The 14427-nt window shown below is 62.6% G+C and carries 11 protein-coding genes; 6 read left to right on the top strand and 5 right to left on the bottom strand.

Annotated elements, in window-relative coordinates; all coding sequences use genetic code 11:
• Window positions 1-2: 2 nt before the first annotated feature.
• A complete protein-coding gene (gene norR / locus ASN89_RS03430; protein ID WP_058048280.1) occupies window positions 3-1559 on the bottom strand; it encodes a nitric oxide reductase transcriptional regulator NorR in 1557 nt (518 codons plus the stop codon).
• Window positions 1560-1709: 150 nt separating this feature from the next.
• Here norR and nirK point away from each other — a divergent pair, with 150 nt between their 5' ends.
• The 3 genes from nirK to ASN89_RS03445 are packed head-to-tail and all read left to right on the top strand — an operon-like array spanning window position 1710 to window position 6195.
• Window positions 1710-3194 carry a copper-containing nitrite reductase gene (gene nirK, locus ASN89_RS03435; RefSeq protein ID WP_058048281.1) on the top strand — a complete coding sequence of 495 codons (1485 nt, stop codon included), beginning with the start codon at window positions 1710-1712 and terminating at the stop codon, window positions 3192-3194.
• 29 nt (window positions 3195-3223) lie between these two features.
• Window positions 3224-3901 (top strand): iron-sulfur cluster repair protein YtfE, encoded by a 678-nt coding sequence (gene ytfE, locus ASN89_RS03440; protein ID WP_058048282.1) that lies wholly within the window; start codon window positions 3224-3226, stop codon window positions 3899-3901.
• Between the two features lie 14 nt (window positions 3902-3915).
• Window positions 3916-6195: a nitric-oxide reductase large subunit gene (locus ASN89_RS03445; RefSeq protein WP_058048283.1), complete on the top strand. Its 2280-nt coding sequence runs from the start codon at window positions 3916-3918 to the stop codon at window positions 6193-6195.
• Here ASN89_RS03445 and ASN89_RS03450 read toward each other — a convergent pair.
• Window positions 6192-6614 carry a DUF1841 family protein gene (locus ASN89_RS03450; RefSeq protein WP_034746547.1) on the bottom strand — a complete coding sequence of 141 codons (423 nt, stop codon included), beginning with the start codon at window positions 6612-6614 and terminating at the stop codon, window positions 6192-6194. The genes ASN89_RS03445 and ASN89_RS03450 overlap by 4 nt on opposite strands.
• 443 nt (window positions 6615-7057) lie before the next feature.
• On the opposite strand from ASN89_RS03450, the gene mqo reads away from it, so the two are divergent.
• Window positions 7058-8656, top strand: coding sequence for a malate dehydrogenase (quinone) (mqo, locus tag ASN89_RS03455; RefSeq protein WP_058048284.1), 1599 nt, complete (start codon window positions 7058-7060; stop codon window positions 8654-8656).
• A 100-nt stretch (window positions 8657-8756) separates the two neighbouring features.
• Here mqo and ASN89_RS03460 read toward each other — a convergent pair whose 3' ends face one another.
• A complete protein-coding gene (locus ASN89_RS03460; RefSeq protein ID WP_058048285.1) occupies window positions 8757-9389 on the bottom strand; it encodes an RNA pyrophosphohydrolase in 633 nt (210 codons plus the stop codon).
• Between the two features lie 204 nt (window positions 9390-9593).
• Between ASN89_RS03460 and ASN89_RS03465 the strand changes: the two genes are divergently transcribed.
• Together ASN89_RS03465 and ASN89_RS03470 are read left to right on the top strand one after the other, a co-directional pair.
• Window positions 9594-11333, top strand: coding sequence for a proline--tRNA ligase (locus ASN89_RS03465; RefSeq protein WP_058048286.1), 1740 nt, complete (start codon window positions 9594-9596; stop codon window positions 11331-11333).
• Window positions 11330-11947 (top strand): lytic transglycosylase domain-containing protein, encoded by a 618-nt coding sequence (locus ASN89_RS03470; RefSeq protein WP_046684247.1) that lies wholly within the window; start codon window positions 11330-11332, stop codon window positions 11945-11947. The genes ASN89_RS03465 and ASN89_RS03470 overlap by 4 nt, the downstream gene beginning before the upstream one ends.
• Before the next feature lie 156 nt (window positions 11948-12103).
• Here the strand turns inward: ASN89_RS03470 and ASN89_RS28005 are convergent, their stop codons facing one another.
• Together ASN89_RS28005 and ffh are read right to left on the bottom strand one after the other, a co-directional pair.
• Window positions 12104-12499, bottom strand: a complete 396-nt coding sequence (locus ASN89_RS28005) for an SWIB/MDM2 domain-containing protein (RefSeq protein WP_071653383.1) — start codon at window positions 12497-12499, stop codon at window positions 12104-12106.
• A 455-nt stretch (window positions 12500-12954) separates the two neighbouring features.
• Window positions 12955-14322, bottom strand: coding sequence for a signal recognition particle protein (gene ffh / locus ASN89_RS03480; protein ID WP_034746567.1), 1368 nt, complete (start codon window positions 14320-14322; stop codon window positions 12955-12957).
• Window positions 14323-14427: the final 105 nt, after the last annotated feature.

Consider the following 14427-nt stretch of genomic DNA (forward strand, 5'->3'; position numbering starts at 1 on the left):
GCTCAGGCTTTTAGCCCCACCCGGCGAGCAAGTTTATGCAGATTGCTGGCGTCCAGCCCCAGCTGCCGCGCGGCAGCAGCCCAGTTATCCTGATGCAGCACCAGCGCTTGCCGGACGGCCTGGCGCTGGCTCGCTTCCACGATCTGATGCATCGATAGCAGCGGTGCCGCCGGCGTGCCGCACGCGGCCGGCGCCAACGGCAGCGCGTCCGTGCCGGCCGGCGCTTCCAGCGCATCGAGGTCGAGCATATCCGTTTCCAGGGTCACGATATCCTTGCGGTCCGCGCCGCGTATGACGGCTTTCAGCGCGGCCCGGCTGATCACATGTTCCAGTTCGCGCACATTGCCCGGCCAGCGGTAGTGGCACAAGGCGTTTTCCGCCGCGGCGGACAGGCGCAGGCTGCGCAAGCCCAGGCGCGCGCGGTTCAGTTCCAGGAAGCCGCCGGCCAGCAGCAGCACGTCATTGCCCCGCTCGCGCAGCGGCGGAATCGGCACGGGATACACGGATAAACGGTGATACAGGTCGGCGCGGAACGAGCCGTCGCGCACATGTTCGCGCAAGCTGCGGTTGGTGGCGGCGATCACGCGCACGTTGACCCGGCGCGGCCGGTCCGCGCCCAGGCGCTGGATTTCGCCATTTTGCAAGGTGCGCAGCAGCTTGGCCTGTATCGACAATGGCAATTCACCCACTTCATCGAGAAACAGGGTCCCTCCTTCGGCCGCCTCGAAGCGCCCGGGCCGGTCGCTGACGGCGCCGGAAAACGCACCGCGCACATGGCCGAATAATTCGCTTTCGGCCAGGGACTCGGGCAAGGCCGCGCAATTGACGTGGATCAGGGGCTTGCCCGCGCGGCGCGACAGGCGGTGCAGGCGGTGCGCGCACAATTCCTTGCCCACGCCTGTTTCTCCCAGCAGCAGCACGGGCAGCTCGGAATCGGCCACCACCTGCAATTCGTGCAGCAAGTGCGTGATGGCGCCGCTCTGGCCGACGAAATCGTGTTCCTCGCGCGGCGCCTGCGCATCGGCCAGCAGGGCGCCGCCCGACAGGCGCAGGGCGCGGATTTCCGTTTCCAGGCGGGTCACGCGCACGGCTGCCTCGATGGCGCAGGCCAGTTCGCCCAGGTCGCGCTGCGCCTGCGTATCGAAGGTGCCCACCTGCAGAGCGTCGAGCGTGATCACGCCCCAGCGTTCGCCTTCCAGGTCCAGCGCCATGCCCATGCAGTCGTGCACGGGCAGCGGCTCGCCGGCCCGCTCGGCGATCAGGCCATCGTAGGGATCGGGCAGCGAGCTGTCGTGATGGAAGCACAGCACGCCGCGCCGCTGCAGGATGGCGGCCAGGCGCGGATGGTCGGCGACGGCGAAGCGGCGTCCCAGCGCGTCGCTGGCCAGGCCGGCCATCGCCACGGGGCGCAAATGCTCGCCATCGAGCTTGAGCAAGGCCACGGCTTCGCAGCCGAAGTGCGCGCGCAGGCTGCCGACGAGGCGCTGCAGGCGCACGGCCACGGGCAGGTCGGCGACCAGGTCGGTGAGCAGCAGCAGGTGGATGGCGGTGGTGGTCATAAGTACCATGCAGGGTACAACGGACCACGCTCAAAGAGGGTCATACCGACCCTGCATTTTTCAAATCGTTGATTTAAAACAAGTTTTCCCTGGCACACGGTTTGCCTAGGTAAGAGTGCCGAACCGGCATACAAGACCAAGGAAAGCTTGATGAAAACGACTCCCTCCCTCCGCGCCATTGCCGCCGCCGTCTGCGTGCTGGCCATGCCCCTGTCCGTGCAAGCCCAGGCCAGCCTCCCGGCTAGCGCCGCCACCACCGCCGTCAAACCCGCTACCGCCGCAGTCAAGCGCTATGAACTGCAAACCAATATCGTCGACGGCAAGATGGTGTTCATCGACGCCAAGGGCCAGGTCAACCCCGTGCTGGCGGCCAAGGTGGGCGACACGGTGGAACTGGTGCTGAAAAGCGGCGAAGGCGCCGAGCACGATCTGCTGATCCCGGAACTGAACGTCGCATCCGCCAAGTTCAGCGCCAATAGCGGCAGCACCACCGTGCGCTTCAAGGTCACGCGCGCCGGCACGTTCACCTATTACTGCTCGATCCCCGGCCACCGCCAGATCGGCATGGAAGGCAAGCTGGAAGTGAGCGGCACCTCGCTGGCCGAAGCCGGTGCACCGAAGGCTGCCGGTGCCGGCAGCGCTGCCAGCGAATCGAGCCAGGCCGCCGCGCTGGCCCTGTACACGCCCGCGCCGTCGCCGATGCGCGGCCCCGACCCATCGGCCGTCAACGTGGCGGCCAATCCCGCCTCCGTGCCAACCGCCATCGGCGCGCGTGCGCCGCAAACCTTGAAATACCGGATGGAGACGGTGGAATTGCCGGGCAAGCTCGATGACGGCACCAGTTTTACCTACTGGACATTCAACCGGCAAGTGCCCGGCCCCATGCTGCGCGCGAAGGTGGGCGACACGGTGGAACTGACCCTGTTCAACGCCAAGGACAGCAAGATGATCCATTCGATCGACCTGCACGCCGTGACGGGCGGCCATGGCGGCGGACAGCATACGCAAGTGGCGCCGGGGCAGGAAAAAACCGTCACCTTCAAGGCGCTCAATCCGGGCCTGTTCGTGTACCACTGCGCCACGCCGCTGGTGCCGCAGCATATCGCGGCCGGCATGTACGGCATGATCCTGGTCGAACCGGAAGGCGGCCTGTCGAAGGTCGACCGCGAGTACTACGTCATGCAGGGCGAGATGTACACGGGCCGTCCGCACGGCGCACCCGTACACCAGGAAGCGAACCTGGAAAAAATGGCCAATGAACTGCCCGACTACTACGTCTTCAACGGTGAAGTGGGTGCTCTGAGCAAGACGCACAAACTGCAGGCGAAAGTGGGCGAGACGGTGCGCATCTATTTCGGCGTCGGCGGCCCGAACAAGATTTCATCGTTCCACATCATCGGCGAGATCTTCGACAAGGTGTACAGCGAAGGCTCGATCAGCAGCCCGAAACACGACGTGCAGACCACCCTGGTGGCGCCGGGCGGCGCGACCATCGTCGAACTCAAGGTACAGCATCCGGGCAGCTATCTGCTGGTCGACCATGCGCTGTCGCGCGCCGGTAAGGGCGCCGTGGGCGTGCTGGAAGTGACTGGCGAACCCGTACCCGGCGTCTACCACGCGGGCGCGGTGCAATAAATCTACCTATTCATCCTCAAGGAACCATTATGGAAATGATCGAGCTATCCCTGGGCCAACTGGCCCGCCGCATCCCCGGCGCCACGCGCCTGTTCGATGCCCACCGCCTGGATTTCTGCTGCGGTGGCAACAAGACCCTGCGCGCGGCGGCCGAAGCGGCCGGCGTGGACACGGCGCCCATCGTCAAGGAACTGCAACTGCTGGCAGGGCGGGCTGACGCCAGCGGCGAGCGTGACTGGCAGGAGGCTTCGGCCACGGAACTGGTGGAACATATCCTGTCGCGCTACCACGCCGTGCACCGCGAGCAGCTGCCCGAGCTGATACGCCTGGCACGCAAGGTCGAGCAGGTGCATGGCGACCGTGCCGACTGTCCGCACGGGCTGGCGGAACACCTGTCGGCCATGGCGCAGGAGCTGGAAAGCCATATGCGCAAGGAAGAAGACGTGCTGTTTCCCATGATCGTGCGCGGCCAGGGCCCCCGGGCCGGCGCGCCCATCAACGTGATGCGCATGGAGCACGACGACCACGGCGTGGCCTTGCGCGCGATGGAGGAAATGACGAACGATATCACCGCACCTGGCGGCGCCTGCACCACCTGGCGCGCGCTGTACACGGGCTTGCGCACCTTCCGTGAAGACCTGATGGCGCATATCCATACTGAAAACAATATCCTGTTCGAGCGCTTTGCGCCGGCCGTGGTGCACTGACAAAGGAAAGACCCATGGGGCAATACAAAAAACTCTGGTTCACCCTGATCGGTGTACTGATCGTGACGTTTTCGCTGCTCGGCTACTACGGCGCCGAAGTGTACCGGCAGGCGCCGCCCATCCCCTCGCAAGTGCTGGCGCAGGATGGCCGGCAGCTGTTCGACCGCGAGGGCATCCTCGACGGCCAGACGGCCTGGCAATCCGTCGGCGGCATGCAGCTCGGTTCCATCTGGGGCCACGGCGCCTACCAGGCGCCCGACTGGACGGCCGACTGGCTGCACCGCGAACTGACGGCCTGGCTGGAACTGGCTGCGCAAGAGCAGCATGGCAAGGCCTACGCGGCGCTCGACGGCCCCGCACAGGCGGCGCTGCGCGAAGCGCTCAAGCTCGAATACCGGGGCAACCGGACCGATGATGCGCAAGTGCTGCGCCTGTCGCCGCGCCGCGTGCAAGCGATCGCCAACACGGCGTACTATTACGACCAGCTGTTCTCCGACGCGCCGGCGCTGCAAAAAAGCCGCGAGCATTTCGCCATGAAGGAAAACACCCTGCCCAGCGTCGAGCGGCGCGCGCAGATGACGCAATTCTTCTTCTGGACGGCGTGGGCTGCCGCCACCGAGCGCCCTGGCCAGAAAGTGACCTATACGAACAACTGGCCGCACGAACCGCTGATCGGCAACCAGCCCAGCGGCGAAAACCTCGTCTGGTCGGTTGCCAGCGTGGTGGTGCTGCTGGCCGGCGTGGGCTTCCTCGTCTGGGGCTGGGCCTTCTTGCGCGACCATGACGAAGCGCTGCCGGCTGCCGGTCCGCGCGACCCGCTCACCACGTTCGCGCTGACGCCTTCGCAGCGGGGACTGGGGAAATATCTGTTCCTGGTCGTGGCGCTGTTCATCTTCCAGGTCTTCATCGGCGGCTTCACGGCGCACTACACGGTGGAAGGGCAGCAGTTCTACGGCATCGACGTGTCGCGCTGGTTCCCGTATGCGCTCACGCGCACCTGGCACATCCAGGCCGCGCTGTTCTGGATCGCCACGGGCTTCCTGGCCGCCGGCCTGTTCCTCGCGCCCCTGATCAACGGCGGCAAGGATCCCAAGTGGCAGCGCCTCGGTGTCGACGTGCTGTTCTGGGCCCTCGTCGCCGTCGTCGTCGGTTCCTTCATCGGCAACTACTTGGCCATCGCGCAAGTGATGCCGCCCGAGTGGAATTTCTGGCTGGGCCACCAGGGTTATGAGTATGTGGACCTGGGACGCTTGTGGCAGATCGGTAAATACATCGGCATCCTGTTGTGGCTCGTGCTGATGCTGCGCGGCGTCGTGCCGGCCCTGCGCAAGCCGGGCGGCGACAAGAACCTGCTGGCGCTGTTGACCGCATCCGTGGGCGCCATCGGCCTGTTCTATGGCGCCGGCCTGTTCTACGGCGAGCGCACGCACCTGTCCGTGATGGAGTACTGGCGCTGGTGGGTGGTGCACCTGTGGGTGGAGGGTTTCTTCGAAGTGTTCGCCACGACGGCGCTGGCCTTCATCTTCTCGACCCTGGGCCTGGTGTCGGTGCGCATGGCTACGGCGGCCAGCCTGGCGTCGGCGTCGCTGTTCATGCTGGGCGGGATACCCGGCACCTTCCACCACCTGTACTTCGCCGGCACCACCACGCCCGTGATGGCCATCGGCGCGAGCTTCAGCGCGCTGGAAGTGGTGCCGCTGATCGTGCTGGGCCATGAAGCGTGGGAAAACTGGCGCCTGAAGGAACGCGCGCCATGGATGGAAAGCCTGCGCTGGCCCATGATGTGCTTTGTCGCCGTCGCCTTCTGGAACATGCTGGGCGCAGGCGTGCTGGGCTTCATGATCAACCCGCCCGTGGCCCTGTACTATATCCAGGGCCTGAATACGACCCCCGTGCATGCGCATGCGGCGCTGTTCGGCGTGTACGGTTTCCTGGCGCTGGGCTTTACCTTGCTGGTGCTGCGCTATCTGCGTCCCGACTACCGTTTCAGCCCTGCCTTGATGAAGACGGCGTTCTGGGGCTTGAATGTGGGCCTGGTGCTGATGATCTTTACCAGCTTGCTGCCGATAGGCATCATCCAGTTCCACGCCAGCGTGACGGAAGGCCTGTGGTATGCGCGCAGCGAAGCGTTCATGCAGCAGCCGCTGCTGCAGAACCTGCGCTGGGTGCGTACTTTCGGCGACGTGGTCTTCATCGGCGGCGCCATCGCCATGGCGCTGCAGGTGGTGCTGGGGTTGCTGGACAAGGCGCCGAAAGCGCCTGTACTGCAGCCGCAGGCGGTGCGGCCCGGTTAACGCCTGCGGACGCAGTCGATGTAGGCTTCAGTATCCGGCGGCAAGCCCGAGCGCTGTGAAGCCCAGATCATCTGGCCCAGGCATTCCATCACTTCGTGCTGGGCCGCATGGGCCGAATCGAGGCGCTGGGTCAGTTGCTGGACGGCCGGGCGGATGCCGCGCGGCTGGTCCACCTGCACCTGCTCCGTGATCGACAGATGCATGGACAGGTGCAGGAACGGGTTGGCCTGGCCCCCTTCGACGGAGTAGTCGCGCGCCAGCGCCGCTTCGACGTCGGAGAGCTCGTTTTCATACTCGGGGTGTTCGAGGATCCAGTCGAGCGCGATGGCTTCCATCGGCGTGAGGATTTCATGAGCGCGGTGCTTGCGCAAGGTGTCGCAAAAGAAGCGGCGCACGTCGTCGGAAGAGGGGTTGAACATGGCTGAATGGCTATGGCTAAAGGGCAGCCGGCATTGTACCGCGTACGTCAACGAAGGGCATCGAGGATGCCCTTTTTGCCGTCTGGCGTCCGCTTTCATGACCCGATAGTCACCGAAATTTAATACCCTGCAGTAAGTATTATCCACTACCGCCACGGCCCGGCGGCGCCAAATAACGGTGATAAAATCGCCGCTCTTGATATTTGCACTGGACATGGCGGCGATTTTATTGCCATTCCCCTGTTTCCATTGCCCGCACTTTTGCCACCAGATCTTGCTCCTGGCTTATCCCGGAGCGCGGCAGCATGCCTATCACCATCGACCTTGACCTGTCCGGCCGCCCTGGCGTTCCGGCTGGCTGGCTGTTTGCATTTCATACAGCGATGGTGCCGCCACGGTGGCGCGCAAGAATCATCCTTCAGTATTCATAAACGGAGTTACGTATGCGTAAATCGCTATTACTTTTGATGTCGTGCCTGATCCTGGCGGCATGTAACAAGACCCCTCCGGCTTCGTCCGAAAAACCGGTCGACGTGCTGCTGATCGGCGCCGGCACCATGAGCGCCACCCTGGGCAGCATGCTCAAGGAACTCGACCCGTCGCTGACGATGGAAATGGTCGAGCGCCTCGATTCCGTGGCCGCCGAAAGCTCGGACGCGATGAACAACGCAGGCACGGGCCACTCGGCGTTTGCCGAACTGAACTACACGCCGGAAGCGGCCGATGGCAGCATCGAGACCAAGAAAGCCGTTGCCATCAACGAGCAATTCGAAATTTCCAAGCAATTCTGGGCCTATCAGGTGGCCAACAAGCACCTAGGCGCGCCGCAAACCTTCATCAACAATGTGCCGCACATGGCCTTTGTCTGGGGCGACGACAATATTGCCTTTTTGAAGAAGCGCTATGCCGCGCTGCAAAAGGAAAACCTGTTCAAGGGCATGCTGTACTCGGAAGACCAGGCGCAGATCGAGCAATGGGCGCCGCTCGTCATGCAAGGCCGTGACAAGGGCCAGAAAGTGGCGGCGACGCGCATGGAAATCGGTACCGACGTCAATTTCGGCAACCTCACGCGCGGTCTCGTGAAATACCTGACGGACAGCCATGGCATGGTCCTGCACCTGCGCCACCAGGTGGAAAACATCCAGCGCGGCGCCGATGGCGTGTGGAACGTGACGGTGAAAGACTTGAACGCAGGCAAGGAAAAGACCATGCGCGCCAAGTTCGTCTTCATCGGCGCCGGCGGCGGTTCGCTGCCGCTGCTGGAAAAATCGGGCATCCCTGAAGCCAAGGGCTACGGCGGCGTGCCGGTGGGCGGCCAATGGCTGGTGACGACCAATCCGGAACTGGTGGCGGCGCATGCGGCCAAGGTCTACGGCAAGGCGTCCGTCGGTTCGCCGCCGATGTCCGTGCCGCATCTGGACACGCGCATCATCGATGGCAAGAAAGCCTTGCTGTTTGGCCCGTTTGCCACCTTCTCGACCAAGTTCCTGAAAAACGGTTCGTGGATCGACTTGCCTGCCTCGATCGGTACGGGCAACGTGAAACCGATGCTGCAAGCCGGCTATGACAATATTCCGTTGACGAAATACCTGGTGGAACAGGTCATGAACACGCCGGAAGACCGTTTGAAAACCCTGCGCGAATACTTGCCGAACGCCAAGATGGAAGACTGGACCTTGCAAAACGCCGGCCAGCGCGTGCAGATCGTCAAGGATGACCCTGTCAAAGGCGGCTTGCTGCAGTTCGGCACGGAAGTCGTCGGCGCCGCCGATGGCAGCATCGTCGCCCTGCTGGGTGCATCGCCAGGCGCTTCGACCGCGCCGCCGATCATGATCAAGGTGCTGCAAACGGCATTCAAGAGCCGTCTGGCAACACCGGAATGGCAAGCGAAGATGGTGGAAATGGTGCCGTCGTACGGCCAAAAGCTGAACAACGACCCTGCCCTGGCCAACAAGATCCGCCACTACAGCAGCAATATCCTGGGCTTGAAAGCGATCACCCTGGACGTTCCCGCCGCTGCGCCAGCGCCGGCAGCAAACTAAGCCAGCCTGACCGGCAGGGAAGTTTCCTGCCGGCATGAAAAAAGGGGCAGCCTGTTCAGGCTGCCCCTTTTGCGTGGGAGAGTGCGTTCATTGCGGCGGACTACTCCTTGCCCGGCAGAATCAGCTCCGGCGTACACCCTTCGGCGGCAATGCCGTCGCAAGGCTTGGCCACAGTCGTACCGTCCTGCGCCCGTGGCGCATGGGGCTGGCGCAGGTAGCGCGATGTGTGGCGGTGCGCTTGCTGTGCGTTGCCATGCACGGGCCAGGTCAGGAAGCGGGACAGCTCCTGCAAGGCGCGCTGGTAAACATCGCGTTTAAATTCAATGACGACATCGAGCGGGACCCAGTATTCATGCCAGCGCCAGGCGTCGAACTCGGGATGGTCGGTCAGGCGCAGATTGACGTCGTTATCGCGCGCGCACATTCTCAGCAGAAACCAAATCTGCTTCTGGCCACGGTAATGGCCGCGAATCTCGCGCTTGATGAAGTGGTCTGGCACTTCATAGCGCAGCCAGTCGCGGGTGCGGCCGACAATTTTGACGTGTTCCTGTCTGAGTCCGATTTCCTCTTCAAGTTCGCGAAACATGGCTTGTTCCGGTGTTTCGCCATATTTGATACCGCCTTGCGGAAACTGCCATGAGTGCTCGCGCACCCGCTTGCCCCACCACACCTCGTTCTGGGCGTTTAGCAGGATGATGCCGACGTTGGGCCGAAACCCTTCACGGTCGAGCATAATGCACCTCAAACTTTCTGCGACAGTGCGTCCTTTTTTACATAATTACCCACAACTTCGCAAGCCGGTGACCTTTTCGGGGTGCGAAAAGCGCCGGAATCGCACCAATTGAGCGCATTTGTGTAAAGTATGGACGCATCAGCCAGCTAATCCTTTAAAATTAGGTTGATTATAACCCTCTCTTTTTAAAAAGAATTCACCGTTATGCGCGCCTCCCGTTTTTTTATTTCCACACTTAAAGATGCACCTTCTGACGCGGAAATCGTCAGCCACCAATTGATGATGCGTGCAGGCATGATCAAACGCCTCGGTTCCGGCATCTATACCTACATGCCGATGGGCTTGCGCGTGATCCGCAAGGTGGAAGCCATCATCCGTGACGAGATGAACAAAGCCGCCGGTATCGAACTGCTGATGCCGCTCGTGCAGCCAGCCGAACTGTGGCAAGAGACGGGCCGCTGGACCAAGATGGGCGACGAACTGATGCGCGTGAAAGACCGCCACGGCCGCGAATACGCGATCCAGCCGACGTCGGAAGAAGTCATCACGGACGTCGTGCGCACGGAAATCAAGTCCTACCGCCAGCTGCCGTTGAATTTTTATCACATCCAGACCAAGTTCCGCGATGAGCGCCGCCCGCGCTTCGGCCTGATGCGCGGCCGCGAATTCACGATGAAAGACGCCTATTCGTTCGACCGCGACCTGGCCGGCATGCAAGCGTCGTACAAGGTCATGTTTGACGCCTACACGCGCATCTTCACGCGCTTCGGCCTGAAATTCCGCGCCGTGGCAGCCGACAACGGCGCCATCGGCGGTTCCGGTTCGCATGAATTCCACGTCATCGCCCACACGGGCGAAGACGCGCTCGTGTACTGCCCGACGTCCGACTACGCGGCCAACATGGAAGCGGCCGAAGCGCTGCCGCCAGCCGGCGAGCGCCCGGCTGCCGTCCAGGCACTGACGAAAACGGCTACGCCGGACACCGTCAAGTGCGAAACCGTGGCTGCCCTGCTGGGTATCGAGCTGTCGCGCACCGTGAAAACCATCGCCCTGACCGTGGAAACGACGGGCAAGGACGAGAAAGTCACGAAACAGCATTTCATGTTGCTGCTGCGCGGCGACCATGAATTGAACGAGATCAAGGTGGGCAAAGTTGCCGGCCTGGCCGGTCACCGTTTCTCGACGGAAGCGGAAATCCTGGAAGTCTACGGCACGATTCCCGGTTACCTGGGCCCGATCGGCACGAAAGCCCCCGTCACCGTGGTGGCGGACCGCACGGTTGCCCACATGAGCGACTTCGTGTGCGGCGCGAATGACGCCGGTTTCCACTACACGGGCGCCAACTGGGGCCGTGACGTGGCCGAGCCTGCCATCGTGGCCGACTTGCGCAACGTCGTCGCCGGCGACGCTTCGCCGGACGGCCAGGGCGCGCTGGCGATCGAACGCGGCATCGAGGTGGGCCACGTGTTCCAGCTGGGTACGGCGTACTCGGAAAGCATGAAAGCTACCTTCCTCGATGAAAACGGCAAGCCTGCGCCGCTGCAGATGGGCTGCTACGGTATCGGCGTGACGCGCATCCTGGGCGCCGCCATCGAACAGAACTTCGACGACAAGGGCATCATCTGGCCAGCGTCGATCGCGCCGTTCGAGGTCGTGCTGTGCCCGATGGGCATGGACCGCAGCGAACTGGTCAAGGAAGAGACGGAGAAGCTGTACGCAGCCCTGCAAGGCGCTGGCGTGGACGTCATCGTCGACGACCGCGGCTTGCGTCCAGGTGCCATGTTCGCCGACTGGGAACTGATCGGCGTGCCGCACCGCATCGTCATCGGCGAGCGCGGCCTGAAAGAAGGCAAGCTGGAATACCAGGGCCGCCGCGATGCGGAAGCGACCGGTGTGGCGCCGGACGAGATCGTCGCCTTCATCCAGGGCCAAATGGCGCAGTGAAGCGCCTATCAGTAAGCAAGACGGCTGGCGCGCTCGCGCTGGCCGCCTGCCTGGCCTGCGTCTCTCCGGCGCAGGCTGGCAACCAGAAGGAGGAGGCGCTGGCCGACTCCGTCCGCCTGGCCCTGTCGCATGCGATCCGCGACGAACGCCCGCCGCAACCCAAATTTGCCACGCCCGCCGACTTGCAGCGCTACCAGCAATGGCTGGCGCAGATGTCGCAGCGCCTGCAGCGCAAGCTGCCGGACGCCCAGCTGCGCACGGAATTCCTGGAAACCGTATGGTACGAATCGCGCCGCGCGGGCCTGGAGCCGGCCCTCGTGCTGGGCCTGATCCAGGTCGAGTCGGCCTACCGCAAATACGCCGTCTCGCTGGCTGGCGCGCGCGGCTACATGCAGGTGATGCCGTTCTGGACGGGCGTCATCGGCGACCATGACCGCAGCAAGCTGTTCCACATGCAGACGAACCTGCGCTACGGCTGCGCCATCCTGCGCATGTATCTGGATATGGAACGAGGGGATTTATACCTGGCGCTGGGGCGGTACAACGGCAGCCGGGGGCGTGCCGAGTATCCGAATGCCGTGCGGGCGGCTTGGCGGCAGTGGGAATTCAAATGAAGGCTGGGGTCGGACCCCAAGGCAGCGTTGGCGCAGAGCTCTGTGTTAACGGTGTTGAGGGTCTGACCCCGGGTAAATGGCAGCCAAAAAAAATGCCCCGCTCGCAGTAAAGCGGCGGGGCACTCACACGGCGCAAAACGCCCTGTGCGTATCTGATTATTTCAAATGATCGGAGATCAGTTTGGTCATTTCAAACATGGAGACTTGGGCTTTGCCGCCGAAAACTGCTTTCAGCTTGTCGTCCGCATTGATCATGCGGCGGTTGGCCGGATCTTGCAGATCGAGTTTTTTGATGTAATCCCATACCTTTTTGGTCACTTCCGTGCGCGGCAGTGGTGCTGCGCCAACAACGGCGGCCAGCTCTTTCGATGGCGTCATTGCTTTCATGAATGCTGCGTTTGGCTTGCGTGGTGTTGCCGGTGCTGCCGCTTTCTTCGCCGCTGCTGGTTTAGCTGCTGCCTTGGCTGCGGGTGCTGCTTTCTTGGCGGCTGCAGGCTTGGCTGCTGCTGCTTTGGCTGGCGCTGCTACTGGGGTTTTTTTGGCTGTTGCCATCTTCGAGCCTCCTTAACAAACACATGGGAAATTGCGCAATTAATCGCACGGCTAATATTGGTGTGGATTTACCTTGTATGCAAGTGTTTTTCACGTTTTCACGAGGAAAAAGCAGGGAAATGGCCATGCTGTCGCCCGGGCGCACCGCTTGGGAGCGCAGAACGGCGTTTTTGCCCCTAAATGGCATGGTTGCTGGCTATGCGGGGAGGGGTGCTGCGGAGGGAGGGAAGAGTGATGCCGGACACATGAAAATGCAATCCGGCATTATTTAGAACGATGTTTTTTGACTTGAACTACGCCTCACGCGGCGTAAAAAAGGCCTTCAAAATCACAGCGAGCGGATGGTATTTGTGGCCGAGAAGCGCAACCGTACTAAAGTACGGTGAGCATCGCCGGCCGCAAAGACCACCGCGCAGCGGATTTTGAAGCCTTTCCTCATAGCGGATTTTGACGCCTTACCTCATTCCCGGCATCATGCCTTTCATACTGCGCATCATCTTCATCATCCCGCCGCCCGACAATTTCTTCATCATCGTCTGCATTTGCTCGAATTGCGTCAGCATGCGGTTTACTTCCTGCACCTGCACGCCGGCGCCGGCGGCGATGCGGCGCTTGCGCGTGGCCTTGATCAGTTCAGGCTTGGCGCGTTCCTGCGGCGTCATCGAATCGATGATGCCGCACATGCGGCGCACCTGTTTGTCGGCTTGATCCATGTTCTTGCCGCCTGCCGCCTGCTGGAACTGGGCCGGCAGCTTGTCCATCAGGTTGGCCATGCCGCCCATTTTCTTCATCTGGCCCAGTTGCGCCTTGAAGTCGTTCATGTCGAACTTGCCGCCGACCTTGATCTTTTGCGCCAGGTCGGCCGCCGCCTTGCTGTCGACGCCCTTGCGCGCTTCTTCCACCAGCGCGAGGATGTCGCCCATGCCCAGGATGCGGTTGGCCATGCGGGTCGGGTCGAACGCTTCCAGGCCGTCGAGTTTTTCCGAGACACCGGCAAACTTGATCGGTTTGCCCGTGATGTGGCGCACGGACAGGGCGGCACCGCCGCGCGCATCGCCATCGAGCTTGGTCAGCACGATACCGGTCAGCGGCAGCGCATCGTTAAAGGCTTTCGCCGTGTTGATGGCGTCCTGGCCCAGCATGGCGTCGACGACAAACAGGGTTTCGATCGGTTTCACGGCGCCGTGGACGGCGGCGATTTCGCGCATCATCTCTTCGTCGATACCGAGACGGCCTGCCGTATCGATGATCAGCACGTCGTGGTAATGCTTTTTCGCCCAGTCCAGCGCGGCCAGCGCGATATCGACCGGCTTGTCCGTGCTGGTGGACGGGAAGAAGTCGGCGCCCACCTGGGCGGTGACCGATTGCAGCTGGGCGATCGCGGCTGGGCGATACACGTCGGCCGAAACGGTCAGCACTTTCTTCTTCTTTTCTTCCTTCAGGTACTTTGCCAGCTTGCCGACGGTGGTGGTTTTACCCACACCCTGCAAACCGGCCATCAGGATGATGGCGGGCGGCTGCTGGGCAAAGCTGATCTGCGACGCTTCCGGTCCCAGGTCGGCGCCCATCAGGGCGGCCAGCTCGCGCTGCACCACGCCCACCAGGGCCTGGCCTGGCGTGAGCGAGGAAATGACATCCTCGCCCATGGCTTTTTCTTTGACTTTGGCGATGAATTCGCGCACGGCGGGCAGGGCGACGTCGGCTTCGAGCAGCGCCAGGCGCACTTCGCGCAGCATGTCGGCGGTGTTCGCTTCGGTCAGGCGCGCCTCGCCGCGCATGGTCTTGACGACTTTGGCAAGCCGTTGGGTGAGATTATCTAGCATGATGAACCTGCAATGAAAAGCTTGGGAGTGGGCGGCGCAAGCCGGACGATGGCCGCCATTTTACCCCATCGCGGGTGGCTGGCGGTCCCGCGCTGCACCGCCTGG

The sequence above is a fragment of the Janthinobacterium sp. Ant5-2-1 genome (assembly GCF_001445815.1).
In the GTDB taxonomy this organism is placed as follows: Bacteria; Pseudomonadota; Gammaproteobacteria; order Burkholderiales; family Burkholderiaceae_D; genus Janthinobacterium; species Janthinobacterium lividum_E.